Genomic DNA, 26,220 nt, shown 5'->3' on the forward strand with positions numbered 1-26,220 from the left:
CCTCAAGATGAGATATCCCATTCGAAAGAAGTAAGACCCCTTGAAGACGACGAGGTAGATAGGGCAGAGGTGGAAGTGCAGTAATGTATGGAGCTGACTGTTACTAATCGGTCGAGGGTTTGACCTGGAACGGTCGATCGCAAAGCAGTAGGAAGAAGGATGTTACGTGTGTGCAGTTTTGAAGGTATATACCTTCAATTAAATATAGGGGATTAGTTCAATGGTAGAGCACCGGTCTCCAAAACCGTCGATGGGGGTTCGAATCCCTCATCCCCTGTATAGTAAGAACAACAGTTATTGTTGTTCTTTTTTTGTATTCCATATCAATCATTGATCTAGCGGACAGATTTTGATTGCTATTGTATTGTTATATCTTGTCATTTTAACTGTGGAATTATATAATAAAAACAGCTTGTACAGCGAATACAAAAGAAGGGGGAAGGAAGAGTGAAGAAGTTTATCAAAGAATTTCGGGAATTTATCAACCGTGGAAATGTGATGGATATGGCTGTCGGTATCATTATTGGTGGTGCTTTTACCAGTATCGTATCTTCTTTGGTTGATGATATCATTAATCCGATTCTTGGACTGTTCGGTGGTATGAATTTTGATCAGCTGAAATGGAACATTTTAGGCGAGGTTACTTTGAATTATGGTAAGTTTATCTCAGCTGTGTTGAATTTCCTGATCATGGCACTGGTAATCTTTACGATTATGAGAGTTATGAATAGTGCGGCTGAAAAGCTGAATCATAACAAAGAAGAAAAACCGGCTGCACCGACAACGAAGAAATGTCCTTATTGTAAGACAGAGATTGCCATTGATGCAACCAGATGTCCGCATTGTACTTCGGTTTTGGAAGAAACCAAAGAGACGAAATAAAAACAATACATATAAATCCCCGGAGGATTTTTCTGGCAGAAGACCAGATTATCTTCCGGGGATTATTGTATTATACTGGTATGGATATTCGGGTTACTAGTTGGTTTTCGTGCGCTACTGCCATTTCATCCAGAACCGCTTCTTTATAACAGTAAGTCCCAGGTGTCAGGTTATTTTCACGAATATAGTCCAGGAGAGTTTGAAAAGCATGATCAGCTTCGTAGTAGTTGCCTTTGAGATAGATGACTGCATACATTCCTGCTGGTTTGGGCATCCAAGGGTGACCATTTGGTGGTTGGATCACCTTGGTGAAAAAGTGAGCGTACACATCCTGATGCCCCTGTAACAGTTCCTCGGTGGAGAGCATGGCACCGTAGGGGTGACCGGCATTTAACAGATTGTGGTTGCAGTATGCGATATGCTGATAAATGGCGGAAAAGATCTTTTCGTGGTCACTGGTATGTAACGGGGGGCTGACGACCAGATATTCTTCGGGGAAGTCTTCCAGACTTACAGCTGAAACTGAATCAGAAAAGTGGAGATGTTCACCGGTATGGATCAGATGAAGCTTGGTATCGATTACCTGACGAATACGACAAAGATGTTCGAGTTCCGCGTCTACTTTTTTTGTTGTTGCAACAGCAGAGTCTGCAGATCTACGGGATTTTTATGGTCAATGTATTGTTTGATCGCTTTTAAGGGCATGCCGATTTCTTTGAGACAGGTGATTGTAAAGAAGGTATCACACTGATTTTCACTGTAATAGCGGTAGCCTTTTTCATCGGTATAGGCTGGGGAAAAGAGGCCGATTTCATCGTAATGGATCAGTGTACGCTTGTTTGTATTGCATAATTTTGCAAAATTACCTGTTTTTATGCATGGAACAGAAAATTTTTGCATAAATATACATCCTTTCTATTGACTATACCGTAACGGTATACTTTATTATAGACGAGGCTTGAAAGAAACACAAGTCCATATCAGGACAAAACAGGCTAGAGCGTGAAGCGTGTTACTGGGAACGGAGTGAACAGTAACATGATATGTATGAACAGAAGATAAAAAAGGTAAATTGCTGTGAATAGAACGAACAGTAACCGAAAAAAACAAAGGAGAACATACTATGCCAGGATTAAGTAACAGGGTACAGACATTTACGGATTCGGTGATCCGCAGAATGACGCGAATCAGTGATGAGTATGGAGCTATAAATCTTTCTCAGGGATTCCCGGATTTTGATCCGCCGAAGGAGATTATGGATGCACTGGCGAAGGCAGCTTATGAGGGGCCGCACCAGTACTCGATTACCTTTGGAGCAGAGAACTTCAGGGAGGCACTTGCAAGAAAGCAGGAACGGGCGATTGGACGGACGATTGATCCGGAGAAAGAGATTGTTGTGACTTGCGGTGGTACGGAAGCGATGATGTGTGCGATGATGACCATCTGCAATCCGGGGGATAAAGTTATGGTATTTTCTCCATTTTATGAAAATTATGGAGCAGATGCGATTTTATCCGGAGCAGATCCGATCTACATTCCACTGGTTCCGCCGGAATATCATTTTGATATGAGTCTGGTGGAAAAAGGATTTCAGGAGGGGGCGAAGGCGATCATCGTATGTAATCCGTCAAATCCGTGTGGTAAAGTATTTTCCAGAGAGGAACTGATGGGAATCGGTGAACTTGCAATGAAATATGATGCGTTCGTGGTAACGGATGAGGTGTATGAACATATGGTATATGCGCCATATCATCATACTTGCATGGCATCTCTGCCGGGTATGTATGAGCATACGATCACCTGCAATTCTCTGTCAAAGACGTATTCTATTACCGGATGGAGACTGGGATATCTGATCGGACCGGAAGAAGTGATCGAGGCAGCGAAGAAAGTTCATGATTTCCTGACTGTCGGAGCAGCTGCACCGTTACAGGAAGCCGCTACGGTAGGGCTGAATTTTCCAGAGAACTATTATACTGAACTTCTGGAGACATATACAAAGAAACGTAAGTATTTCCTGGATGGTTTGGATCGGATCGGATTGAAACATAATGTTCCGCAGGGGACGTATTTTGTGCTGATTGATATTCAGGAGTTTCTGGATCTGCCGAAGTTTGCGGGCTATACGGATCTGGAATTCTGTGAGTGGATGATCAAAAATATCGGTGTTGCTGCGGTACCGGGATCCAGTTTCTTTAAGGAGGATGTAAACCATCTGATCCGTCTGCATTTTGCGAGAGAGGAAGCAACGATTGATGAGGCACTGGAGCGTCTTGGTAAATTAAAGGAGTTGTTGAAATAATGAATGGAGAAAAAGTTTTCTTTTGTAATTATTCTATTGGAACAGATACATGGAAAGAAGTTCCGTCTGTGTGCGGGTTATACGGAAAACGGATCCTTCTGATCGGTGGGAAAAAGGCATTACATGCGGGTAAAGAACATCTGGTGCAGGCAATTGCCGGAACCTGTATGGAACTTGTGGAGACGGTTATTTTTGGCGAAGATTGTACTTATGAAAATATTCATCGCTGGGCGACATATGCAAAAGAAAAACAGGTGGATATGATCTTTGGTATGGGTGGCGGAAAAGCGCTGGATACGGCAAAAGGAGCCGGATACGAGACAGGACTTCCAGTTTTTACGTTTCCGACGATCGCGGCGACCTGTGCGGCAACAACGGCGCTTTCTGTTGTATATAAAGAAAATGGAACGTTTGACAGATTTTATTTTTATGAGTGTCCGGCGAGACACTGTTTTATCGATCTGGAAGTAATAGCAAAAGCACCGGATAGATACTTGCAGGCGGGAATGGGAGGTACCCTTGGAAAATATTTCGAGTGCCATTTTGCGGCGCGTGGAGATCAGCTGCAAACGTGCAGAAGGATTTCACGCAAAAGGTCTGCTGGCAAGTGGTATGGAAGTAGTCATGGGTATGGTCTTTGACCTGATTCCAATTGTTATCGCATGGGGAACGATCGCACTGGTGATCGCAACTTACACACCGGTGTTTAACTGGATTTCTTATCCGATGGGATTATATATGAAGCTGTTCGGTGTGAAAGAGGCCTTTGCGGCGGCAACGGCTACACTGGTAGGGTTTACCGATATGTTTATTCCGGCACTGCTTCTGGGGGCATCAGTTCGGTAAAAACCAAGTTTATCGTAGGCGTGCTTTCTCTGGTGCAGATTATATATCTGACAGAGGTTGGCACCATTATTATCAAGAGTGAAATCCCGTTAAATCTGTGGAAATTATTCCTGATCTTTACGGAGAGAACTTTAATTGCAATTCCGTTGATTGGGCTATTTGCAAATTTGTTTTTATAGGTTATAATGAAGTTTCGGTACAAAGAATATTGTGCCGGGACTTTTTTTACTTTACAGAAAACTGCTTTCCTGTAAAGTGAAAAACGCTGCGCGAGGATGTGCCAAGGCACATTCTTTGTTCTATGAAAGAAAGAAGAAAAGAAAACAGGGGAAAGTGAGTAAAAATGTGATGGACTACAAGTTGTTGTTGGATATGGCGGTGTTTGCCGGGGATATCCTGATGCAAAACGGGGCAGAGACGTATCGGGTGGAAGATACGGTCTACCGGATCCTGCAGAAATCGAATCTGAAGACAGTGCAGGTTCTGGTAATGATGACCGGATTTGTTGCCACGCTGGATGATCCGACTATGGATTCGCTGACTGTTGTGCGAAGGATCCAGAGTCATGGTACAAATCTGGAGAAAATTGACCAGGTGAATCAGATATCCAGAGAATTTTGTAATGATGAGCTTACGCTGGAACAGGCGTTTAAACAGATGAAGGCACTGTGGAAGGAAAAAGAACCGCCAAAGATCCGGTTGCTGGCATTTGCCCTTCTGACCGGTGGATTTGCCGTCATGTTCGGTAGTAACTGGGCGGAAGCAATCGTGGCAGCCGTTGTGGGCCTGGTCGGAGCTGCGGTGCAGTTTTCATGTAAAAAAGGACATATGCACATGTTTGTGGAGAATATCGTGTGCTCTCTATCTGTGGCAGTTGCCATCGGTTTTTTGACGGCGGCACTTCCGGGGACATATGATACAGACCTTCTGATCATCAGCTGTATCATGCCTTTTGTTCCGGGAGCGGCTATCACAAATGCGGTCTTTGATACGCTGCATGGAGATTATCTTTCCGGACTTGCAAGGGCAGCTGAAGCTTTTGTGATCGCACTGGCGGTTGCAATCGGTATCGGTATGGGATTGTTTGTGATGGCAGCAGTCCTTGGAAGATAGGGGGAGAAGACGATGACAGACATGATTATACAAAGTATGGGCGGGATTGCTGCTGTGTACGGCTTTGCAAGAATATTAGGGGTGCCGAAGAAGTTCTATGTATGGGCGGGAATCGATGGAGGTATCGGCTGGTTTGTATATCTGCTGGTGGGAGCAATGACACATTCGGAGCTTCTGGGAGCATTTTTCGGAGCAGCGGTGATATCTGTAGGCGCAAATGTGTGTGCGAGAGTATTTAAGACACCGGTGACGATGATATTGATTCCTGCGAATATGACACTGGTTCCGGGTGCGGGAATGTACCGGATCGTATATCATATTTTATATCCGGAGGGAGAGCAGGCGGCGTATTATTTTCAACAGACATTACTGATGGCAGGAATGATCGCGATTGCCATGTTTATTGTTAACATTATATGGAGTTCGGTAACGGGATCCATGAAAAAAAAGAAGGGATTACAGAAATGAAAAAGTGGAGTAAAAAGAAAAAAGGGGTTGTGATAGCAGCAGGAGTGGCGCTGCTTGGTCTGGCGGGCATATACGGATATCAGGTTTCGGTATATCAGAATCATTTTCTGCCGGGAACCAGGATCAACGAGTTGGACTGTGGAAAAATGACAGCAAAAGAAGCTGAAGATGCATACAGAAAAGAAACAGAGACCTATCAATTGACACTGACATTCCGGGGAGACGAAAGTGAAACCATAGCGGGAAAGGATTTTGATTATACTTATCAGGATGATGGGGAAATTGAAAGCTTTTTAAAAAAACAGAATCCGTTTTTATGGATGAAATACTGGTTTGAACAGTCAGAGTATGAACTGAAAAGAGGGATCGTCTATGATGAAGACAAACTGGAAAAGAAGCTGAACAATCTTTCGCATCTGTCCGAAGAATCACAGGAAGCACCGGTGGATGCGAAAATCGTTTATAAAGAAGATCAGTTTGTGGTCAAAAAGGAAAAACAGGGAACGACGATCGATACGGATGCGTTGGGAAAAGCTGTGGAGCAGGCATTGAAAGAGGGAGAAGAAACACTGGATGTGGAACAGGCAGACGGATATGTGAAACCTGCAGTTACCAAAGACAGTGAACTTCTTGCGAAGCAAAAAAAGCAGTTAAACGAACTGGCAAATGTACAGGTGACATATGAGCTTCCCGAGGGAGAGAAAGTTCTGAATGGAAATACGGTAAAAAAATGGCTGAATCTTGATAAAGATGGCAATTACAGTCTTGATCAGGATAAGATGAATGCGAAGATCAAAAAATATGTTAAGAAACTGGCGGAGGAAGTCGATACGCTGGGAAAAGAAAGACCATTTCATACGACTTCAGGACTGGATGTGACTGTGACCGGTGGGAATTACGGCTGGAAGATCGATCAGAAAGCAGAAATCAAAATTCTGAAAAAGAATATTAAAAACCAGCAGCAGGTGACGAGAAAGCCAGAGTACAGTCAGGAAGAGCTGTATACAGATAACCATGGTCTGGGGGATACTTACATAGAAGTCAATCTGACGGAACAGCATCTGTATTATTATAAAAAAGGAAAAGTGGTTCTGGACACCCCGTTTGTGTCCGGAAGAATGACAAAAGACCGGTTTACTCCACCGGGAGTTTATTTCCTGACATATAAGCAAAAAGACAGAATCCTTCGGGGACGTCCCAATGCCAGCGGACAGCCAAGTTATCAGTCTCATGTAAACTACTGGATGCCATTTAACGGTGGAATCGGGCTGCACGATGCTTCCTGGAGATCGAGTTTCGGAGGAAAAATCTATATTTACAGCGGATCTCATGGCTGTATTAACCTGCCGGGGAAAAAGGCGGCGAAGATCTATGAGATGATCAATAAGGAAACACCGATCGTGTGTGTATATAATAATGGGTATAAACTGCATGGATAAGAAGAGCCTGCCGGGCTGTGAATGAAAATATGAGGCTGCCTGCATAAATCTGCTGACAGCCTTGAATTTAAAAAAATATTTTCGAAAATTTAAAAAATATTAAGAAGATCTCCCGGGCAATGGATGGTATAATCAGGAGAAGGAACCTGACCGAATCCATAGGATGCAAAGACAAATGGAATTCCTGCGGTTTTTGTTGCGTTGAAATCACCTAGTGTATCCCCCACATATACAGGGGATTTAAGATGATACTCCTGAATGATCTTGCAGATATTATCGGCTTTGGCGTTTCCGGTGTCTCCGGGACAAAGATGACCTTCAAAGTAAGAGCCAAGACCACTGGTTTCCAAAAAGACTTCGATATAACCGGCCTGGCAGTTGCTGACAATGAACAGTCGATAATTTTCTTTTAACTGTTGCAGTGTTTTTTCAAGATCCGGATACAGCGGTGCACACTGCGCCAGCAAAGCTTTATGTTCTTCCTGACAGCACCGATTGATAAGACGAAGCTGTTCTTCTTTTGGATAATCCGCAAAAAGTACACTCGCAATATCGGGAAGCAGACGACCGAAAAGTCCTTTCAGTGTAGAGGCATTAATGGTAAGAGAAAGACTGGTTTCCCGATGAATCACGTCAGTCCAGGCTTTCGCACAGATTTCCGTGGAATCCCACAGGGTTCCGTCAACATCAAAAATAATACTGTCCATAGTAATCTCCTTTATACAGTGTAATGAGAAATCATCTGTAGAATCTGATGATAACAGCAGGATCTGTAAAACACAGTCATACTGTTTACAAAACAGATACCAATGTATATTGTAGAGAGAAAAAGAGAAAAAAGCAAGAGATTGTATTGCAGAGTCGGCACGAATCAGGTTACTGTTCACTGGTAATATCCCGCGAGGTGTTTTGTGTGAGCGAAGGTCACAGAAAACCCGAGACATATCGCACGAATTTATGCGATTAGCATAAATTCTGTGCATCGCGCAGCGTGTTGCTGGGCACGGAGTGAACAGTAACCGAATCAGAACAGACTGGAAAATACCGATAGACTTAACGACAGAGAAGAGGTAAAATGTTAGCGAAAATTGTAGAACCACTGATAGAATGGTATGAAGAGAATCACAGAATCCTGCCATGGAGAGCTTCCAAAAATCCGTACTATATATGGATATCGGAAATTATGCTGCAGCAGACAAGGGTGGAAGCTGTTCGTCCGTTTTTTGAACAGTTTATAAAGGCACTGCCCAAGGTAGAGGATGTTGCAGTCTGTCCGGAGGAGCAGTTGCTGAAGCTCTGGGAAGGACTTGGGTATTATAACCGGGTACGGAATATCCAGAAGGCAGCTGTTCGCATTGTGAAAGAATATGGGGGAAGACTCCCGGCTGACTATGAAAAATTAAAAGAACTTCCGGGGATCGGAAATTACACAGCGGGAGCGGTGGCATCCATCGCATATGATCTTCCGGTACCTGCGGTGGATGGAAATGTCCTTCGGGTGTATGCGAGAATCATGGAAGATGACAGTGATATCTTAAAGCAGTCAGTAAAAACAAAAGTGGAGAAAGAATTTTTGAAAGTGATGCCTGGCAGCAGATCCGGCACATTTAACCAGGCATTGATGGAACTCGGTGCTATGATATGTGTACCGAACGGTGCACCGAAGTGTGGGGTGTGTCCGGTGGCAGAATACTGCCAGGCAAGAGTGCATGGAACGGTACTGAATCTTCCGGTGAAAAAGAAAAGACAGGAACGGCGAAAAGAAGAAAAAACTGTTCTGGTATTACGAGACGGTGAACGGGTGGCGATTCGAAAGCGCCCGGCGAAGGGGTTGCTGGCAGGAATGTATGAACTGCCGAATCTGGAAGGATATCTGAGCGAGGAAGAGATTCTAGCATGGGTGGAGAATCAGGATCTTATACCGCTTCAGATCGTGCCATTGATTGATGCAAAGCATATTTTTTCACATGTGGAATGGGATATGAAAGGATATCTGATCCGGGTGGCGGCACTGGAAGAAAGCGCAGATCCGAAGATGATTTTTGCAGAGATCAGTGAAGTGGAAAAGGAGTATCCGATTCCGGCGGCTTTTCAGGCATATGCAGAACAGATTCAGATGCGTCTTGGACAGGATAAATACAGATAAAGAAGTAATAAAACGTAACTGTTTAATAAATAACTGTGAAAGAACGGAACAGTTACCGAAAAATATTTACAGACAAAGAAAAGGAGAACAAAAGTGAAAATACTGAGTATTGCAGTACCATGTTACAATTCACAGGAATATATGAGAAAATGTGTGGATTCCCTTTTAAAAGGTGGAGAAGATGTAGAGATTCTGATCGTGGATGACGGATCCAAAGATGATACGCTAAAGATCGCAAGAGACTATGAAGAAAAATATCCCACGATTGTAAAGGCAATCCATCAGGAAAACAAGGGACATGGCGGAGCGGTCAATACGGGACTTGCGCATGCTACAGGACTTTACTTTAAAGTGGTGGACAGCGATGACTGGCTGAATGAAGAAGCACTTAAAAAAGCACTTGAAGTCTTAAAACTATGCGTCAGAGGACCAAAGACACTGGATCTTTTGATCTGTAATTATGTCTATGAAAAAGTGGGAGCGAAAAGAAAGACCGTGATGAGGTATCGTTCTGCACTTCCTCAGGATAAAATCTTCGGATGGGATGATGTAAAGCTACTTGGAACCAGCCATTATCTGCTGATGCATTCGATGATTTACAGGACAGAGCTTCTGCGGGAATGTGGTCTGAAACTGCCGGAGCATACATTCTATGTGGACAATCTGGTGGCATTTATTCCGCTGGCGAGTGTGCAGAGCATGTATTATCTGGATGTAAATCTGTACCGCTACTTTATCGGAAGAGCAGATCAGTCCGTTAGTGAGAGCGTGATGATCGGTCGTGTGGATCAGCAGATCCGTGTAAATAAGCTGATGATCGATTATATGGGACAGGTAAAGAATCTTCACCGTAACCAGAGAGGTTATATGAGACATATGCTGATCATGATCATGACGGTATCCAGTATTTTCCTGATTCAGGCGAAGACGGATGAGTGTTTTGAGAAGAAGAAAGAACTGTGGCGGTATCTGAAAACCAATGACCGTGCGGATTATGGAAAGATTCGGTTGAGTCTGCTGGGACGTCTTTGCAATCTGCCTGGCAAAGGAGGAAGACAGGTTTCTGTAACGGGATATAAGGTGGTGCAGAAGATTTACGGATTCAACTAAAAATCCGAAATTTTTATCGCCAAGCATACGACAAAAAGGTCCGGTGGACCTTTTTTAGTAAAAAACCGGTGAGTGAAAAAGATGTTCACTCGCCGGTTTTTTAAAGTTAATGGTTAAATTTCAGAAGAAATGAAATTTGATTTATACATGTGTGTCGTGTTGATGAAGTGGGGAATGCTGTTTTGCTTTTGCTCCCTGTTTTTCGGCTACTCTTGAGTAGAACAGCACATATGTTGCTACAGCACAGGTAATACCTGTTGCTACATCAGCTATAGAATGTTGTTTTAAGAACATGGTGGACAGAATGATCAGTGTGGTCAGAATAAATGAACCTGTACGGATTCCTTTATGTTTCTGCAGATTCTTGCAGGTGTGGATTGCAGAAAAGGCGGCCACAGAATTATATACGTGAATGCTTGGAAGTACATTTGTTGGTGTATCTGTCCGATACAGGAACTGAACCATACGGGTGAAAACAGAATCGTTGGTAAATTCTGCCGGACGGATATTCAGTCCGTTTGGATATACATAAGATACAATTAAAAATAATGTCATACCGATGGCAAGATTCAAAATCAGGCTCCAGAACTCGGTTGTATTCTCATTGAAAAATAGAAAATAGCCGACAGTCACAGCGATATAAAGAAACCATAACAAATATGGAATAATAAAATATTCGCAGAATGGAATCTTATCGTCCAGACTGGAATCAATAATGTGATACCGTACATGCCGGTTCTCCAGATAAGTGAAACAAAGCAGATAAAAGACGGTATAAAGTGCTACCGGAATGACACGTTTGATACGGGTGCTTGTGCTCATATGAGAAATGCCTCCTCTTTATTACGCGCTAAATTTACGATAGTAGCAGCTCTTCAAAAAGCTATTGTGATTATAGCACAGAAGAATTTGTAAAGCAAAGGAAATAGAGAAGAATTTGGAACTTTAAGAAAAAGTTTAAAAAATATTCACAGTATTCATATATTAAATATAAAGGAATCTTTTGAAAGTTTCCGGAGGGGTTTTTATTGATTTTTAAAACACCTATGCTATAATTGATGTAAAGTGAAATGAGTGTGGCGAAAGTTCCGCACAAAATATTATATGATTAGGAGAAGTGTCTATGAAAGCCAGAAAGAAAAAAGCGGCTCAGAGAGCAGCTAAAAGAACCACAGAAATGAAAGAAAAAATTGCAACAAATGCAGAAAATAAAAAGGCAGAAGTAGTAGACTCAACAGAAAAGACAACAGCTGCGAAAAACACTACAAAAAAAGAAGTAGAATTGCCGGAGGTAAAGGCTGAACCGGAAAAAGAAGAAAAAATGTCGGAAATAAAAGAAGAACCGACAGAAGAGACAGAAAAAAAGAAAGTGGAAGTGAAACCGGAACCGGTAAAAGAAGAGGAAAAGCCGGAAGTTAAGGAAGAGCCGATAAAAACAGAAAAAGCAGAGAATACAAAAGTGCAGGAGCAGGAGTTTGAGAGACGTATGGCACGTCATTATGACGAACTGAAATGGCTGTACTGTGAACTTTATGAAAACCGGATGGATATGTTTGAAGATCTGTGCAAAAATCTGAAAAATATTTATGCAGACAGAAAAGCAGATCTGAAAAAACAGGACAGAGTCAGAGAACAGGATCCGGAATGGTATAAGAAAAATGATATTCTGGGAATGATGATGTATGTCAATGCATTTGCAGGAAACTTAAAAGGTGTCAAAGAGAAACTGGATTATGTACAGGAAAGTAATGTCAATTATCTGCATCTGATGCCACTTCTGGAATCTCCGGAAGGAAAGAGTGATGGCGGTTATGCGGTCAGTGATTTCAGAAAAGTACAGCCGGAACTTGGTACTATGGAAGATCTGGAAAGTCTGGCAGACGAATGCCGGAAAAAAGGCATCAGTCTGTGTATGGATTTTGTAATGAATCATACGTCAGAAGAACATGAGTGGGCAAAAAGAGCCAGAGCCGGAGAGCGGGAATACATGGATCGATATTATTTCTATGATAATTATGATGTACCGTCTCAGTTTGAACAGACGGTTCCGCAGGTATTCCCCACAACCGCACCGGGTAACTTTACCTGGCTGGATGATATGAAAAAATTTGTAATGACCACCTTTTATCCATATCAGTGGGATCTGAATTACTGGAATCCGGTTGTTATGAACGAAATGGTCTATAATATGCTGAATCTGACCAATAAAGGTATCGACGTGATCCGTATCGATGCGGTTCCGTATATCTGGAAACAGCTGGGAACCAATTGCAGAAATCTTCCGCAGGTACATAATATTGTTCGTATGATGCGTATGATCTGTGAGATCGTGTGTCCGGGTGTACTGCTTCTCGGAGAAGTTGTCATGGAACCGGAAAAAGTAGTACCTTATTTTGGCTCTGTAGAAAAACCGGAATGTCATATGCTGTATAATGTAACAACGATGGCAACCACCTGGAACACGGTAGCAACGAGAGATGCCCGTCTGCTGCGTCAGCAGATGGATATCATCAACCGTCTGCCGAAGGACTATGTATTCCTGAATTATCTGCGTTGCCATGACGATATCGGCTGGGGGCTGGACTATGGATGGCTTGGTCAGTTCGGCATCAATGAAGTGTCTCATAAGAAATATCTGAGCGATTTCTTCACAGGTAATTATAAGAACTCTTTTGCAAGAGGAGAACTGTATAATGCAGATCCGGCTTCCGGAGATGCACGTCAGTGTGGTACTACGGCATCTCTGTGCGGTATCGAGAAAGCAGCATATGAGAAAGACGAAGAAGCAACAAAGAGAGCAATCCGTTATGACCTGACACTGCATGCCTATATGCTGACGCAGTCCGGCATCCCGGTTATCTACAGCGGCGATGAGATTGGTCAGGAAAATGATTATACCTACCATGAAGATCCGAAGAAATGGGAGGATTCCCGTTATCTGCACAGAGGAGATTTTCAGTGGGATAAAGCGGAACTTCGTCATACAAAAGGTACCATTCCAGGAGAAATGTTTGAAGGACTGTCAAAGCTGGAGACAATCCGGAAATCGCATCCGGTATTCGAGAGTACCGCAGACTGCAGAACAGTGGATACCTGGGATGATTCTATCCTTGGTCTGATAAAAGAAAAGAACGGAGAGAAACTGGTAGCTTTGTTTAACTTCAGCGAATATGATAAGGTTGCATGGATCAATGAGGAAGACGGCATGTATGAGGATCTGATCAGCGGCAGACAGATGGAAGCCAGAGGAGTACAGATCCCGGCATTTGGCTGCTACTGGCTGCTGAAAAAATAGGTGTCGGTATGACGATCAGTGAAATTGCAAAACTGGCAGGTGTTTCAAGTGCAGCAGTTTCCCGTTATTTAAATGACGGGAGTCTCAGTCAGGAAAAACGTCAGCGAATCGAAAGGGTGATTCGGGAGACCAAGTACCGGCCGTCGGAATATGCCAGAACGATGAGGACGAAAAAGAGCAACCGGATCGGTGTTCTGGTTCCACAGATCGATTCAGAGTCGGTGCCGAAGATATTATCAGGCATCTCAGAACGTATGGATCAGAAGAATTATCACGTATTGCTGATGAATTCAAATCTGAGTCTGGAAAAAGAAATCGGGATTCTGGAAACCTTTGAACAAAGTCAGGTGGATGGATTGATTTTTGTCGCTTCAGTACTGACAAAACGACATGAGAAAGCACTGGAGCATATGGGTGTTCCGGTGGTGATTCTTGGACAGAAAAGTGAAAAATATCCATGCATTTACCATGATGATGAAGGAGCGGCGTGTGCCATGATGGAAGAGCTGTTAAAAAGCGGGTGCAGGCGGCCGGCATATATTGGTGTGGACCGGCGGGATAAGGCAGCAGGAGAGAACCGTTACCGCGGGGCCTGCCATGCACTGGAAAAGTCAGGCCTGCATATGGATGAAGTTCCGTATCGGGTGGCTGCGTTTTCCGCACAGGGTGGATATCAGGCAATGACAGAGATGCTTGCTGACGGGAAAAGGCCGGATGGCGTGTTATGTGCGACAGATATGATTGCTGCAGGTGTATTGTCCTGCCTTTCTGAGCGGGGAATCACAGTGCCTGGAGAGATGAAAGTTGCCGGTATGGGACACGGAGCTATTGCGGATCTTTTGTGTCCGAGACTGACAACGGTACATTATCATTATCATACCAGCGGAAGGGAAGCGGCAGATCTGTTGCTGGATCTGATGGAGAAAAAGAGGAGACAGCAGGAATCGCGGATGCTGAAATATGAGGTTATCAGACAAAAAACAATATAGATGTTGTTTAAGCAACAAACAAATAGAAATCCGTAAAATTATTAGCACTCATTAGAAATGAGTGCTAATTTTTTCTTGACATTTGGAATATTTGGTATTAGTATTAAAGTCAGTGAAAGAATTTGATCTTTCAAAGAAAAAAGCAGAGAACAGGAGCACAGAAAAAGACGGATGACAGGTTTTCTGCAGGAAAAGGAGTGTGTATAACCATGGGAGCAAAACATGGAAATCTTTCAATTAACAGTGACAATATTTTTCCAATCATAAAGAAATGGCTGTATTCCGACCACGATATTTTCGTTCGTGAGCTGGTATCCAACGGCTGTGATGCAATCACAAAATTAAAGAAACTGGAGATGATGGGAGAATACACTTTCCCGGATGATTACAAAAATAAAATCGATGTGATCGTCAATCCGGAAAAGAAAACCCTGAAATTTATCGATACCGGTCTTGGTATGACAGCCGATGAAGTAGAAGAGTATATTACACAGATTGCTTTTTCCGGAGCAACCAAGTTCCTGGAGCAGTACAAAGATAAAACAAATGATGATCAGATCATCGGACATTTTGGTCTGGGATTCTATTCAGCATTTATGGTAGCGGATGAGGTTCATATTGATACCTTATCATATAAAGAAGGGGCAACACCGGTACACTGGGAGTGCGACGGCGGTTCCGAGTACGATATGCAGGATGGTGACAAGGCAACCGTCGGTACAGAGATCACTCTGTTCTTAAACGAGGACAATCTGGAATTTGCCAACGAATACAGAGTTCGTGAGGTATTGGAAAAATATTGTTCTTTCATGCCGACTGAGATTTTCCTTTCCAACGAGAATGCAGAACAGGAATATGAAACCATTGACGAAGCAGATCTGCGTGACGATGATGTGGTTGTAGAACATATTCATGAAGATGCAAAGACCGAAGAAAAAGAAAATGAAAACGGAGAGAAAGAAGTTGTAGAAATTTCTCCCGCAAAAGAAAAAGTAAAGATCAATAAACGTCCGGTATCCATCAGTGATATTCATCCACTGTGGATGAAACATCCGAATGAGTGTACTGATGAAGATTACAAGACATTTTACCGGAAAGTATTTATGGATTATAAGGAGCCGCTGTTCTGGATTCATCTGAACATGGATTATCCGTTTAACTTAAAAGGTATCCTGTATTTTCCTAAGATCAACACCGAATATGATTCCATCGAGGGAACCATCAAACTGTATAACAATCAGGTATTTATTGCGGATAACATCAAAGAAGTGATTCCTGAATTCCTGATGCTGTTAAAAGGTGTGATCGACTGTCCGGATCTGCCATTGAACGTATCTCGAAGCGCACTGCAGAACGATGGATTTGTCAAAAAAATCTCTGATTATATCAGCAAGAAAGTTGCTGACAAACTGACCGGTATGTGCAAGACAGCCAGAGAAGATTATGAGAAATACTGGGATGACATCAGCCCGTTTATCAAATTCGGATGCATCAAAGATGCAAAATTCTCTGATAAGATGGATAATTATATCCTGTTTAAAAATCTGGATGGCAAATATCTGACACTGAAAGACTGCATCGAAGAAAATAAAAAACCGGAAGCAGAAACAGCAGAGGCCGGGAAACCGGAAGAAGAGAAAAAAGACGGAGAACAGGCAGAAGAGAAGGAGACGGAAAAAACAACAGTTTATTATGTATCTGACGAAATACAGCAGAGCCAGTACATCAATATGTTTAAAGAACAGGGTATGGATGCAGTAATTCTGAAACATAATATTGATACTGCTTTTATTACCCATGTAGAACAGAAACATGAAAATGTAAAATTCCAGCGTATCGATGCAGATCTGACGGAAGACTTCAAAGAAGATGGCACAGATCTGAAAGAAATGACCGATGAGCTGACAGCAACCTTCAAAAAAGCACTGAACAATGAACAACTGGATGTGAAAGTGGAAAAACTGAAAAATGAAAGTATTTCTTCTATGATAACTCTGTCCGAAGAAAGCCGCCGGATGCAGGATATGATGAAGATGTATGGTATGGATGCCAATATGTTCGGCGGTGCTAACGGAGCTACACTGGTTCTGAATGCAAATCATCCGCTGGTAAAATATGTGGCTGCACACAAAGAGGACGATAAAAATGTTCCGTTAATATGTCAGCAGCTGTATGATCTGGCAATGATGGCTCACAAACAGCTGAGTCCGGATGAAATGACACAGTTCATCGCAAGAAGTAACCAGATTCTGCTGGCATTGGCAAAATAAAAAGATGCCGGAGGTAGTGGTATGACGATTGAAGAATTAAGCAGTGTATTACAGATGCAGGAAGAAATCCTTCAGTTTTCCAGTTTTACCAATGCAGATGCATGGGAACTGGGCAATCTGATCGTGGCAGAGGCAGCAAAACGAGGTGCGGCAGTACTGGTACGGATTCGCTTAAACAACGGCTATACCGTATTCCAGTATGGTATGGATGGTACCAATCTGTATCATGAACAGTGGCTGACAAGAAAAGAGAACACGGTGCGGCTTACCGAAAAAAGCAGTCTGCGGATGTATATGGATCTGAGGGAGAGGGGAGAAAGCCTGGCAGACAGATTTCTTGATGAGAAAGAGTATGCGGCCTGTGGAGGCGGATTCCCGATTCGTGTAGAAGAAGTGGGTGTGATCGGAACGATTGCAATCACCGGTCTGGATCATGTATCCGAGCATGATCTGCTGGTAAAATGTATCAGCAAATATCTGCATGTGGCAGAGGTACCGCGGATTCGCGCAATGTAGGAAAACAGGGAAATTCTGTCGGATAAACAGAAATATCATGTGAAAAATAAAAAGATCTGAAAAATGTGAAAAAGCATTTCTCAGATCTTTTTTGTATCTTCTGACTACGACATCATAAAAATACTTACGCATGATATTCCGGGAAAAATTCTGCCATGTCTGCAGGGAGGGATGAAGTAAACTCCAGGGGAACTCCGGTGACAGGGTGGGTAAATGCCAGCCGATAAGAGTGTAGTGCCTGACGAGCCAGCAGGGCAGTTTCCGGATTGTACAGAGTATCTCCGATCAGAGGATGTCCGATGGAAGTCATATGCACACGGATCTGATGGGTACGTCCGGTTTCCAGCTGCAACTGCACCAGAGAAAGACCATCCTGTGGAACAGAAAGAGTTGCCGGGTAAAAGGTTTTCGGATGCCAGCATTTTTGCAGATAATGAGTACAGGCGGGATCTCCTTTGTCAGGATCAACCTGCCGTAAGATCAGAGACTGATCTACGCGTCCGATCGGACGGTTGATGGTACCGGCGGGATCGGTCTTTCCCTCTGTGATGGCAAGATAGATACGGTGAATCTCGCGTTTTTTCATCTGATCGGAAAGAATGGCACCACTCAGCATATTTTTGGCGAGAATCAGGAGTCCGGTGGTGTCGCGGTCCAGACGGTTGATACAGCGGAAGACAAAGGGGATATTTTGTTGCTGGAAGTACCAGGCAACTGCATTTGCCAGAGTATTTTCATAATTGCCGATGGAAGGATGTACCGGCATATCTGCCGGTTTATCGATGACCATCAGATCTTCGTCTTCATAGATAATGTGGAGCGGCAGGCAGACTGGAATGATATTTTCCGAGGGCTGTTCTTCCTCGAGTGTGATTTCCAGCAGATCACCGGTTTTGAGCGGAAAATAAAAGAGTGCTTCCCTGCCGTTCAGACGGACAGAACCGGGATGCTGCTTGAGCCAGGTGCGGATGTGCCGGGAATAGCCGTGATGACGCAGAAAATCATAGATGCGCTGATCACTGTCCTGTGCAGTTATTGTATAAGAGAATATTCGTTTCATATGTGGATTCCTTTTTGAATATTGTATTCGAAATTATACAGAGAGTGTATCATAGAAAGAAGACAATTCGCAAGTTCCTCAAGAAAGAATTGTGAAATAGTCTGAAATATGATAAAATAATCAACAGATATTAAAAAATACACAAATATTGCAAAGAAAGGAAAAAACATCATGGAAAAAGAAAAATACATTGCATATGTTGGAACTTATACACATGGAAGCAGTATTGGAATTCATTTGTATGACGTGGATGTGGAAGAAGGTACACTGAGTGAGCGAAAAGTAGTGCCGGTAAACAATTCATCTTATGTGGTAAAATCGAAAAACGGCAAGTATCTGTATTCGATTGCAGATGAAGGCGTGGCAGTGTTTGAGATCAAACCGGATGGTGATCTGGAACTGATCAATAAGGTGGGTATTGATGGTATGAGAGGTTGTTACCTGTGCGTGGACGATACAGGAAAATATCTGTTTGTTGCCGGATATCATGATGGCAAGATCACAGCAGTACATACACACCAGGATGGCCGTCTGGGTCAGGTTTTCGACGGCGTGTTCCACAAAGGAGTCGGAAGTGTTGCAGAACGTAACTTCCGTCCACATGTCAGCTGTGTGAAGACAACACCGGAAGGAAAATATGTATGTGCGGTAGATAACGGAATCGATCAGGTAAAGATTTACCGGATCAATACAACAAGAAACCGCATGGAACTGGTGGATATTCTTCGATGCAAGAGAGAATCCGGACCGAGAGAGATCGTGTTTAGTAAAGACGGCAAATATGCGTACATTCTGTTCGAATTAATTAATAAAGTAGGAGTATTCACATATAAGGATACTGATAAGGGACCGGAATTTGAACTGATTCAGTTAGTAGAACCGCTGTCCGATCAGCTGGATCCGATGCATGACTGCGGAGCTGCTATGACGATATCTCCGGACGGAAAGTATCTGTTTACTTCCACAGCGGGAGATAATTCGGTGGCAATGTTCTCGATTGATCAGGAAGAAGGTACGCTGACGAAAGAGTTTGCGTTACCGATCAGTGGGGAGTATCCGAAGGATATTGCATTGTTCCCGGACGGAAAGCATCTGGCGGTTGTGAATCATGAATCCAACAGTATTACGACGTTTGCGGTTGATTATGAGAAGAAACTGATCGTGATGAAAGGGAAACCGATGAAGGTGGAGACGCCGAACTGTATTTTGATGACAAATATTGAAGTAGAGTAAGATTGGTTGAAAAAGGGGACGCAACAGGCTCCGGATTTTCTTTGCTGCAAAGGGAATCCGGAGCTTGTTGCTGTTTTTTCAAAGGAGAGAGGGGTGGGTGTGTGGGGAAAGTTTTCAATAGAAAAAAGCTGCAAGGCAAGAGAAAATGGATTTCTGATGCTGTTGCAGCTTTTTTGTGATGTTTGCAACTATTCAGTAGCCATTATCCAGCGAGGTGTTTTGGCATAAATATGCCAAAATCCCGAGACATACAAGCAAAAATGCCATCACCGAAGGTGATGGCATTTTTGCTCGTAACTGTGAAGGTACTGAACAGTTACTGATGTTTTTTATTTGTCGGTATAGATTTTTTTTACGTTGTCCATCGTTGCAGTCATATTAAGCAGGAGCGCGTCGGCGAGGACAAGGGCCGTCATGGATTCTACGACTACTACGGCACGGGGAACAATGATGGGGTCGTGGCGGCCTTTGATGGAGACAGAGATTGGTTTACCCTGTTTATTTACGGTGTCCTGGAAGGAGGCGATGGACGGTGTGGGTTTGATAGCGGCTCGAAGAATCAGGGGACTGCCATCGCTGATTCCGCCAAGAACTCCTCCGGCGTGATTGCTGGCTTTCCGGATGGCTCCGTTTTCACCAGGAAGGAACGGATCGTTGTTGGAACGACCGGTAGCGGATGCTACTGCCATACCGTCACCGATCTCAAAAGCTTTTACAGCACCAATGGAGAGAATTGCTTTTCCAAGATTAGCATCCAGTTTTTCGAAAACCGGATCACCAAGGCCGGTCGGAAGACCATTTACGATGCATTCCACTATGCCACCGGAGGAGTTTTGCTCTTTCATACAGTGTAGCAGATATGCGGAAGCTTCAGCGGCAGCATCCGCATCAGGCATATACAGCTTATTCTGGTCAATCTGTGTCCTGTCAAAGGTCTTGATGGTTACGGGTCCGATAGAACGGGTATAGGTAGTCAGGGAAATGCCAAGTGTGGCAAGCAGTTTGGATGCGACAGCTCCGGCCGCCACACGGCCAATGGTTTCCCGACCGGAGGAACGTCCACCTCCCCGGTAGTCACGGAAACCGTATTTTTCATCAAAAGTGTAGTCGGCATGTCCTGGACGGTAATAGGAAGCGATTTCCGAATAATCACGGGAACGCTGGGAAGTATTTCTTACCAGCATGGAAATTGGTGTTCCGGTGGTTTTGCCTTCAAAAACACCGGACAGAATCTCCACGGTATCGTCTTCCTTTCGAGGTGTGGCAAATTTGCTCTGCCCCGGTTTCCTACGGTTTAAAAAAATCTGAATATCTTCCTCACATAAAGGAAGACCGGCCGGGCAACCGTCTACTACGACACCCAGTCCGGCACCATGGGATTCGCCCCAGGTGGTAATACGAAAAATGCTACCAAAAGATGATCCAGCCATAAACTCTCCTTATTATAATGGTTAAAAAATTATCAATAGAATCTTAGAAAAATAAGCATCTTTCGCTATTATATATCAGGGAAGAAAATTTGTAAAGAAATTGACAAACAGTAGTTGACGGCTTTATAATGAACTTAAATTTTGGCATTTTATCATGGCAAAGTGAGTGCTCTGAAAACTGCTTTTTGAGCAAATGTAAAATTAGGAAAGGAAGTGTTATAAATGGAAGCCGGGCCTGATCCTCGAGCGGATAAAACAAAATATCTGGATATGTCGCCCATAGGACCGGAAGTACTTTCTGTGTCTTAGAGCGTGTCTGAAAAATCATTTCCGAAATCTGCAAGCCCCACTTTGTGGTATATTTTACCCTCATTCGGTTGCCGTAGCCCGCTACGCCGCCCTCATTCGGATAAAATCTCCCACAAACTGGAACTCGCAGCTCACGAAAAGCCTTTTTCAGACACGTTCTGGCAGTGGCAAACATACAGAAGGGAGATTTATAACATGGTTAAGATTTTCAGAACCATAGATAATAATGTACATCAGATCAATGAGGCACAGGAGGGAAGCTGGATCGCACTGATCGATCCGACAGCCACAGAGATTGTGGAAATAGCAGAAAAATATGATATCGACGTGGATCATCTGCGGGCACCTCTGGATGAGGAAGAACGTTCCCGTATCGAAGTGGAAGATCATTACACACTGATTCTGGTAGATATTCCTATGATCGAAGAACGAAATGACAAAGAATGGTATGGAACAATCCCTATGGGTATTGTGGTGACAGACGATAAGATCTTCACAGTATGCCTGGAAGATACCCCGGTATTAAGTTCTTTCATGGATGGAAGGGTACGGAATTTCTTCACATATAAGAGAACACGTTTTATCCTGCAGATTCTGTACCGCAACGCATCTTTGTATCTGCATTATCTGCGAATCATCGACAAAAAGAGTGATGAAGTAGAACAGAAACTGCACAAATCGCAGAGAAATCAGGAACTGATAGAACTGCTGGAGCTGCAGAAATCTCTGGTGTACTTTACTACATCCCTGAGGTCAAATGAAGTGGTTCTGGAAAAACTGTTAAAAGTGGAAAATATCAAGCAGTATCCGGAAGATACAGAATTGCTCGAAGATGTTATTATCGAGAATAAACAGGCTATCGAGATGACAAATATCTACAGTGGTATCTTAAGTGGAACAACAGAAGCATTCGCTTCAATTATTTCTAATAATCTGAATATTGTTATGAAGTTCCTGGCAACAGTGACGATCGTTATGTCGATTCCGACGATGATCTTCAGTGCATATGGTATGAACTTAAAGTCTGTCGGTATGCCTTTTGCGGATAATCCGATGGGATTTCTCATGGTGATTCTGCTTTCTCTGGTGTTCAGTATCCTGGTAGCTATAGTTTTCCGCAAAAAAGACTTATTCTGATTGTGAGAGTACGAAGTATGGAATAATCAGAAATCAATGGGGTCAAAATACTTTTTGACTAACATCTTAAAAAGGAGAAAAATATGAATTTTTTGAATAAAATGGAGCGAAGATTCGGCAGATATGCACTGACCAATTTATCTTTGTATATCGTACTGACTTATGCGGCAGGATATCTGTTGTATATGATAACTCCACAGGTACTTACCTACATGACACTGGAACCGGCCATGATCCTGCGCGGACAGGTATGGAGGATTGTCAGCTGGCTGCTGATTCCACCGTCTACACAGAATATTTTCTTTATATTGATCACATTGATGTTTTACTACTCTATCGGAACTTCTCTGGAGAGAACCTGGGGAGCGTTTCGCTATAATGTATACATCTTCTCAGGTATTCTGATGACAATCATCGGAGCATTTATCCTGAATTTTGTACTGGGCGGCAATGTTTTATTTGGAGGACTGTTCAGCACGTATTATATCAGCATGTCTATCTTCCTGGCTTATGCGGCAACCTATCCGGATAACCAGGTGCTGTTTATGATGATCATTCCATTAAAAATCAAATGGCTTGGTGTCGCTTATGTGTTGATGATTCTGGCAGAGATGATTCAGTCCGGATGGGCGGTAAGAGTTGCGATTATCTGTTCTTTGATGAACTTTATTATATTTTTTTTCATGACACGAAATATGAGCCGGTATAATCCGAGAGAGATTCACAGAAGAAAAGAATTTCAAAGAGCGGTTCATCGAAGCCAGGTAAACAACAAGGGAATCACTAAACATAAATGTGCAATCTGTGGAAGAACAGAAAAAGACGGAGAGCATCTGGAATTCCGTTTCTGTTCCAAGTGTAACGGCAATTATGAGTATTGCCAGGACCATCTGTTTACACATACGCACATAAGATAGGGAGGCATACTTTATGAAAAAAACGAAAATTATCTGCACTATGGGACCGAACACGGATGACGAAGAGATGATGCGAAAACTGGTTAAAGCAGGTATGGATGTCGCCAGATTCAATTTTTCTCACGGAGATCATGAAGAACAGAAAATCAGAATGGATCTGTTAAAAAAAGTACGAAAAGAACTGAAGTTGCCTATCGCTATATTACTGGACACCAAAGGACCGGAGATCCGCACCGGTATTCTGGAAGGCGGACAGAAAGTATATCTGGAAGAAGGAAGCCGGTTTACACTGACAACGGAACAGATAGAGGGAAATAACACTCGTTGCAGTCAGACCTATAAAAATCTCCCGAAGGATGTAAAAGTGGGAGATACGATCCTGATCGATGACGGACTGATTCAGCTGACTGTTGAGAACGTAACAGATACCGATGTAGTCTGTCGGGTTGTCAATGGTGGAGAACTGGGTCAGAAAAAAGGAATCAATGTTCCGAATGTAGAAGTTAAACTTCCGGCGATCACTGAGCAGGATAAGAAAGATATTCTGTTCGGTATCGAACAGGGAATTGACTTTGTCGCTGCTTCTTTCGTAAGAAATGCAGAAGCAATCAAAGAGATTAAAGAACTGCTTCGTGCAAACGGTGGAGAGCGGATCGATGTTATCGCCAAGATTGAAAATGCAGAGGGCGTACATAATATCGACAAGATCATTAAAGCTGCGGACGGCGTGATGGTTGCCAGAGGCGATCTGGGTGTGGAAATCCCGGCACATAAGGTTCCACATATCCAGAAAATGATCATCCGCAAATGTAACGAATCCTACAAACCGGTTATCACTGCCACACAGATGCTCGACTCCATGATGCGTGCACCACGCCCGACCAGAGCAGAGGTAACTGACGTTGCAAATGCCATCTACGATGGAACTGATTCCATCATGTTATCCGGTGAGACCGCAATGGGAAAATATCCGGAACAGGCGGTACAGATGATGGTGAAAATCGCGGAATCTACCGAGCCGTATATGACACACAAACGTTTTTTGGACTACCGTGCGCTGCGGGGTAATAAAAATGTTTCCAGTGCGGTTGGTGTGGCAGCAGTACAGACCACAGAAAATCTGGGAGCAGACTGTATAGTAACACCTACGATTTCCGGACAGACCGCCCGTCTGATCTCTAACTTCAGACCGAAAGTGCCGATTTATGCCGTAAGTCCGAATGAGTGGGCCAGAAGAAAGATGCAGATCTACTGGGGAGTCACTTCCGTAGCAGGTTATGAAGAAGATTCCACAGAGAATATCATTTCACATGCCATGTATATTGTGAGAAGAGAAAATCTGGTGAAAAAAGGTGACATTGTGGTATTTACCGCAGGAGATCCGGCTACCAATATGGTAAACGGGGAAGGTGCAGTGACCAATATCATGCAGGTTATTCAGGCAAAATAATGTAACAGAACACAACAGAGGAGATTATGAAAAAATGAACAAGAAACCATTTGTAACTAAGGAACAGCTGGATGAGATTACCGCAAAATTTCCAACCCCTTATCATCTGTATGATGAAAAAGGTATCCGGGACAATGCAAAAGCAGTAAAAGAAGCTTTCGCATGGAACAAAGGGTACAGAGAGTACTTTGCGGTGAAAGCATGCCCGAACCCGACACTGATTCAGATCATGAAAGAATATGGATGTGGATGTGACTGTTCCTCCATGACCGAACTGATGCTTTCTAAGGCGATGGGATGCAAGGGAGCTGATATTATGTTCTCTTCCAATGCCACACCGGCAGAGGAATATCAGTATGCAGCAAAACTGGGAGCAATCATCAACCTGGATGATATTACCCATATTGATTTTCTGGAAAAAGCTATCGGATATATTCCGGAGACCATCAGCTGCCGTTACAATCCGGGTGGACTCTTTAAAATCAGCAATGATATCATGGATAACCCGGGAGATGCAAAATACGGTATGACCACAGAACAGCTCTTTGAAGCATTTAAGATCCTGAAAGCAAAAGGAGCAAAGAAATTCGGTATTCATGCATTCCTGGCAAGCAACACTGTAACCAATGAGTACTATCCGATGCTGGCAAAAGTATTGTTTGAAGTTGCTGTAAAACTGGAAAAAGAGACAGGGGCTGATATTGAATTTATCAATCTTTCCGGTGGTGTGGGAATTCCTTACAAGCCGGATCAGGAGCCGAATGATATTCGTGTAATCGGAGAAGGAGTGCGGAAAGTATACGAAGAAGTGCTGGTTCCGGCAGGAATGGGTGACGTGGCACTGTATACGGAGATGGGACGTTTTATGACAGGACCTTATGGATGCCTGGTTACAAAAGCGATTCATGAAAAACACACATATAAAGAGTATATTGGCTGTGATGCCTGCGCAGTAAATCTGATGCGTCCTGCAATGTACGGAGCATATCATCACATTACGGTCATGGGAAAAGAAGATCAGCCATGTGATCATAAGTATGATATCACAGGATCTCTTTGTGAAAATAATGATAAATTTGCCATCGACCGGATGCTTCCGAAGATCGATATGGGAGATTATCTGGTAATCCATGACACTGGTGCACATGGTTATGCGATGGGTTACAATTATAACGGCAAACTGAAATCAGCGGAAATCCTGCTGAAAGAAGACGGCAGTTTTGAGATGATCCGCCGGGCAGAGACTCCAAGAGACTATTTTGCAACACTGGATTGTTTCCCGATTTATAATAAAATTTTTGAATAAGG

At 43.2% G+C, this 26,220-nt stretch carries 26 protein-coding genes, 1 tRNA gene and 1 rRNA gene; 21 read left to right on the plus strand and 7 right to left on the minus strand.

The annotated features are described in order from the left end of the window. The 3 genes from FYJ57_RS07555 to mscL all read left to right on the plus strand — a co-directional run. Positions 1–127 (plus strand): 23S ribosomal RNA (locus FYJ57_RS07555); the annotation flags it as partial. Positions 128–206: 79 nt separating this feature from the next. Continuing rightward, positions 207–277 (plus strand) — tRNA-Trp (locus FYJ57_RS07560). Positions 278–447: 170 nt separating this feature from the next. Then, positions 448–882, plus strand: a complete 435-nt coding sequence (gene mscL / locus FYJ57_RS07565) for a large conductance mechanosensitive channel protein MscL (protein WP_173885808.1) — start codon at positions 448–450, stop codon at positions 880–882. A 70-nt stretch (positions 883–952) separates the two neighbouring features. Here the strand turns inward: mscL and FYJ57_RS16525 are convergent, their stop codons facing one another. Together FYJ57_RS16525 and FYJ57_RS07575 are read right to left on the minus strand one after the other, a co-directional pair. Beyond that, positions 953–1,474, minus strand: a complete 522-nt coding sequence (locus FYJ57_RS16525; protein ID WP_408636464.1) for a GyrI-like domain-containing protein — start codon at positions 1,472–1,474, stop codon at positions 953–955. Between the two features lie 26 nt (positions 1,475–1,500). Then, positions 1,501–1,782 (minus strand): MerR family transcriptional regulator, encoded by a 282-nt coding sequence (locus FYJ57_RS07575; RefSeq protein WP_154432227.1) that lies wholly within the window; start codon positions 1,780–1,782, stop codon positions 1,501–1,503. A 223-nt stretch (positions 1,783–2,005) separates the two neighbouring features. On the opposite strand from FYJ57_RS07575, the gene FYJ57_RS07580 reads away from it, so the two are divergent. The 6 genes from FYJ57_RS07580 (at position 2,006) to FYJ57_RS07605 (ending at position 7,050) form a co-directional block, all read left to right on the plus strand. Beyond that, positions 2,006–3,184: a pyridoxal phosphate-dependent aminotransferase gene (locus tag FYJ57_RS07580; protein WP_154432228.1), complete on the plus strand. Its 1,179-nt coding sequence runs from the start codon at positions 2,006–2,008 to the stop codon at positions 3,182–3,184. Further along, positions 3,184–3,825, plus strand: a complete 642-nt coding sequence (locus tag FYJ57_RS07585) for an iron-containing alcohol dehydrogenase (protein WP_154432229.1) — start codon at positions 3,184–3,186, stop codon at positions 3,823–3,825. The genes FYJ57_RS07580 and FYJ57_RS07585 overlap by 1 nt, the downstream gene beginning before the upstream one ends. Continuing rightward, the gene (locus FYJ57_RS07590) at positions 3,797–4,030 is read left to right on the plus strand and encodes a hypothetical protein (RefSeq protein WP_154432230.1); all 234 of its coding nucleotides are present in this window, start codon (positions 3,797–3,799) and stop codon (positions 4,028–4,030) included. Before FYJ57_RS07585 ends, FYJ57_RS07590 begins: the two co-directional genes overlap by 29 nt. A 333-nt stretch (positions 4,031–4,363) precedes the next feature. After that, complete coding sequence (locus tag FYJ57_RS07595) at positions 4,364–5,143, plus strand: threonine/serine exporter family protein (RefSeq protein ID WP_154432231.1); 780 nt, start codon at positions 4,364–4,366, stop codon at positions 5,141–5,143. A gap of 12 nt (positions 5,144–5,155) precedes the next feature. Continuing rightward, entirely contained in the window at positions 5,156–5,611 is a 456-nt protein-coding gene (locus FYJ57_RS07600; protein ID WP_154432232.1) for a threonine/serine exporter family protein, read from the plus strand. Further along, a complete protein-coding gene (locus FYJ57_RS07605) occupies positions 5,608–7,050 on the plus strand; it encodes a L,D-transpeptidase family protein (protein ID WP_205839937.1) in 1,443 nt (480 codons plus the stop codon). Before FYJ57_RS07600 ends, FYJ57_RS07605 begins: the two co-directional genes overlap by 4 nt. 89 nt (positions 7,051–7,139) lie before the next feature. Here the strand turns inward: FYJ57_RS07605 and FYJ57_RS07610 are convergent, their stop codons facing one another. Further along, positions 7,140–7,757 (minus strand): HAD family hydrolase, encoded by a 618-nt coding sequence (locus FYJ57_RS07610; protein WP_154432234.1) that lies wholly within the window; start codon positions 7,755–7,757, stop codon positions 7,140–7,142. A 368-nt stretch (positions 7,758–8,125) separates the two neighbouring features. Here FYJ57_RS07610 and mutY point away from each other — a divergent pair, with 368 nt between their 5' ends. Both mutY and FYJ57_RS07620 read left to right on the plus strand, forming a co-directional pair. Next, entirely contained in the window at positions 8,126–9,196 is a 1,071-nt protein-coding gene (gene mutY / locus FYJ57_RS07615) for an A/G-specific adenine glycosylase (protein ID WP_117525365.1), read from the plus strand. A 93-nt stretch (positions 9,197–9,289) separates the two neighbouring features. Beyond that, positions 9,290–10,306: a glycosyltransferase family 2 protein gene (locus FYJ57_RS07620; protein WP_277663637.1), complete on the plus strand. Its 1,017-nt coding sequence runs from the start codon at positions 9,290–9,292 to the stop codon at positions 10,304–10,306. Between the two features lie 141 nt (positions 10,307–10,447). Here FYJ57_RS07620 and FYJ57_RS07625 read toward each other — a convergent pair whose 3' ends face one another. Then, positions 10,448–11,128, minus strand: a complete 681-nt coding sequence (locus FYJ57_RS07625; protein WP_154432235.1) for a phosphatase PAP2 family protein — start codon at positions 11,126–11,128, stop codon at positions 10,448–10,450. A 301-nt stretch (positions 11,129–11,429) separates the two neighbouring features. Here FYJ57_RS07625 and FYJ57_RS07630 point away from each other — a divergent pair, with 301 nt between their 5' ends. The 4 genes from FYJ57_RS07630 to FYJ57_RS07645 all read left to right on the plus strand — a co-directional run bounded on the left by FYJ57_RS07630 (position 11,430) and on the right by FYJ57_RS07645 (position 17,376). Continuing rightward, positions 11,430–13,601: an alpha-amylase family protein gene (locus tag FYJ57_RS07630; RefSeq protein ID WP_330639031.1), complete on the plus strand. Its 2,172-nt coding sequence runs from the start codon at positions 11,430–11,432 to the stop codon at positions 13,599–13,601. Between the two features lie 8 nt (positions 13,602–13,609). Next, entirely contained in the window at positions 13,610–14,590 is a 981-nt protein-coding gene (locus FYJ57_RS07635) for a LacI family DNA-binding transcriptional regulator (RefSeq protein WP_106492723.1), read from the plus strand. Between the two features lie 209 nt (positions 14,591–14,799). Next, positions 14,800–16,860: a molecular chaperone HtpG gene (htpG, locus tag FYJ57_RS07640; protein WP_154432236.1), complete on the plus strand. Its 2,061-nt coding sequence runs from the start codon at positions 14,800–14,802 to the stop codon at positions 16,858–16,860. Positions 16,861–16,881: 21 nt separating this feature from the next. Next, complete coding sequence (locus FYJ57_RS07645) at positions 16,882–17,376, plus strand: heme-degrading domain-containing protein (RefSeq protein ID WP_106492721.1); 495 nt, start codon at positions 16,882–16,884, stop codon at positions 17,374–17,376. A 124-nt stretch (positions 17,377–17,500) separates the two neighbouring features. On the opposite strand, the gene FYJ57_RS07650 is transcribed toward FYJ57_RS07645, so the two are convergent. Beyond that, entirely contained in the window at positions 17,501–18,436 is a 936-nt protein-coding gene (locus FYJ57_RS07650; protein WP_154432237.1) for an RluA family pseudouridine synthase, read from the minus strand. A 171-nt stretch (positions 18,437–18,607) separates the two neighbouring features. Here FYJ57_RS07650 and FYJ57_RS07655 point away from each other — a divergent pair, with 171 nt between their 5' ends. After that, positions 18,608–19,669, plus strand: coding sequence for a lactonase family protein (locus FYJ57_RS07655; protein ID WP_154432238.1), 1,062 nt, complete (start codon positions 18,608–18,610; stop codon positions 19,667–19,669). 329 nt (positions 19,670–19,998) lie between these two features. On the opposite strand, the gene aroC is transcribed toward FYJ57_RS07655, so the two are convergent. Both aroC and FYJ57_RS16240 read right to left on the minus strand, forming a co-directional pair. Continuing rightward, complete coding sequence (aroC, locus tag FYJ57_RS07660) at positions 19,999–21,099, minus strand: chorismate synthase (RefSeq protein ID WP_154432239.1); 1,101 nt, start codon at positions 21,097–21,099, stop codon at positions 19,999–20,001. 43 nt (positions 21,100–21,142) lie between these two features. After that, positions 21,143–21,538 (minus strand): DUF6783 domain-containing protein, encoded by a 396-nt coding sequence (locus tag FYJ57_RS16240; protein WP_328597448.1) that lies wholly within the window; start codon positions 21,536–21,538, stop codon positions 21,143–21,145. Between FYJ57_RS16240 and FYJ57_RS16245 the strand changes: the two genes are divergently transcribed. The 5 genes from FYJ57_RS16245 (at position 21,458) to FYJ57_RS07680 (ending at position 26,218) form a co-directional block, all read left to right on the plus strand. Further along, complete coding sequence (locus tag FYJ57_RS16245) at positions 21,458–21,628, plus strand: DUF6783 domain-containing protein (RefSeq protein WP_328597449.1); 171 nt, start codon at positions 21,458–21,460, stop codon at positions 21,626–21,628. The two genes, FYJ57_RS16240 and FYJ57_RS16245, sit on opposite strands and share 81 nt — an antisense overlap. Beyond that, entirely contained in the window at positions 21,604–22,545 is a 942-nt protein-coding gene (locus FYJ57_RS07665; RefSeq protein ID WP_022172932.1) for a magnesium transporter CorA family protein, read from the plus strand. Before FYJ57_RS16245 ends, FYJ57_RS07665 begins: the two co-directional genes overlap by 25 nt. Before the next feature lie 83 nt (positions 22,546–22,628). Then, positions 22,629–23,462: a DUF1751 domain-containing protein gene (locus FYJ57_RS07670; RefSeq protein WP_154432240.1), complete on the plus strand. Its 834-nt coding sequence runs from the start codon at positions 22,629–22,631 to the stop codon at positions 23,460–23,462. A 13-nt stretch (positions 23,463–23,475) separates the two neighbouring features. After that, a complete protein-coding gene (gene pyk / locus FYJ57_RS07675) occupies positions 23,476–24,912 on the plus strand; it encodes a pyruvate kinase (RefSeq protein WP_154432241.1) in 1,437 nt (478 codons plus the stop codon). Between the two features lie 34 nt (positions 24,913–24,946). Further along, entirely contained in the window at positions 24,947–26,218 is a 1,272-nt protein-coding gene (locus FYJ57_RS07680) for a diaminopimelate decarboxylase (protein ID WP_022172935.1), read from the plus strand. Positions 26,219–26,220 lie beyond the last annotated feature (2 nt).

It is taken from the genome of Oliverpabstia intestinalis (assembly GCF_009696065.1).
Taxonomy (GTDB): Bacteria; Bacillota; Clostridia; order Lachnospirales; family Lachnospiraceae; genus Oliverpabstia; species Oliverpabstia intestinalis.

Coding starts and splice junctions, on each gene's coding strand:
- FYJ57_RS07575 (WP_154432227.1), bottom strand. CDS start 1,782: ATGCAAAAATTTTCTGTTCCATGCATAAAAACAGGTAATTTTGCAAAA.
- FYJ57_RS07580 (WP_154432228.1), top strand. CDS start 2,006: ATGCCAGGATTAAGTAACAGGGTACAGACATTTACGGATTCGGTGATC.
- FYJ57_RS07585 (WP_154432229.1), top strand. CDS start 3,184: ATGAATGGAGAAAAAGTTTTCTTTTGTAATTATTCTATTGGAACAGAT.
- FYJ57_RS07590 (WP_154432230.1), top strand. CDS start 3,797: ATGGAAGTAGTCATGGGTATGGTCTTTGACCTGATTCCAATTGTTATC.
- FYJ57_RS07600 (WP_154432232.1), top strand. CDS start 5,156: ATGACAGACATGATTATACAAAGTATGGGCGGGATTGCTGCTGTGTAC.
- FYJ57_RS07605 (WP_205839937.1), top strand. CDS start 5,608: ATGAAAAAGTGGAGTAAAAAGAAAAAAGGGGTTGTGATAGCAGCAGGA.
- FYJ57_RS07610 (WP_154432234.1), bottom strand. CDS start 7,757: ATGGACAGTATTATTTTTGATGTTGACGGAACCCTGTGGGATTCCACG.
- mutY (WP_117525365.1), top strand. CDS start 8,126: ATGTTAGCGAAAATTGTAGAACCACTGATAGAATGGTATGAAGAGAAT.
- FYJ57_RS07625 (WP_154432235.1), bottom strand. CDS start 11,128: ATGAGCACAAGCACCCGTATCAAACGTGTCATTCCGGTAGCACTTTAT.
- FYJ57_RS07630 (WP_330639031.1), top strand. CDS start 11,430: ATGAAAGCCAGAAAGAAAAAAGCGGCTCAGAGAGCAGCTAAAAGAACC.
- FYJ57_RS07635 (WP_106492723.1), top strand. CDS start 13,610: ATGACGATCAGTGAAATTGCAAAACTGGCAGGTGTTTCAAGTGCAGCA.
- htpG (WP_154432236.1), top strand. CDS start 14,800: ATGGGAGCAAAACATGGAAATCTTTCAATTAACAGTGACAATATTTTT.
- FYJ57_RS07645 (WP_106492721.1), top strand. CDS start 16,882: ATGACGATTGAAGAATTAAGCAGTGTATTACAGATGCAGGAAGAAATC.
- FYJ57_RS07650 (WP_154432237.1), bottom strand. CDS start 18,436: ATGAAACGAATATTCTCTTATACAATAACTGCACAGGACAGTGATCAG.
- FYJ57_RS07655 (WP_154432238.1), top strand. CDS start 18,608: ATGGAAAAAGAAAAATACATTGCATATGTTGGAACTTATACACATGGA.
- aroC (WP_154432239.1), bottom strand. CDS start 21,099: ATGGCTGGATCATCTTTTGGTAGCATTTTTCGTATTACCACCTGGGGC.
- FYJ57_RS07665 (WP_022172932.1), top strand. CDS start 21,604: ATGGTTAAGATTTTCAGAACCATAGATAATAATGTACATCAGATCAAT.
- FYJ57_RS07670 (WP_154432240.1), top strand. CDS start 22,629: ATGAATTTTTTGAATAAAATGGAGCGAAGATTCGGCAGATATGCACTG.
- pyk (WP_154432241.1), top strand. CDS start 23,476: ATGAAAAAAACGAAAATTATCTGCACTATGGGACCGAACACGGATGAC.
- FYJ57_RS07680 (WP_022172935.1), top strand. CDS start 24,947: ATGAACAAGAAACCATTTGTAACTAAGGAACAGCTGGATGAGATTACC.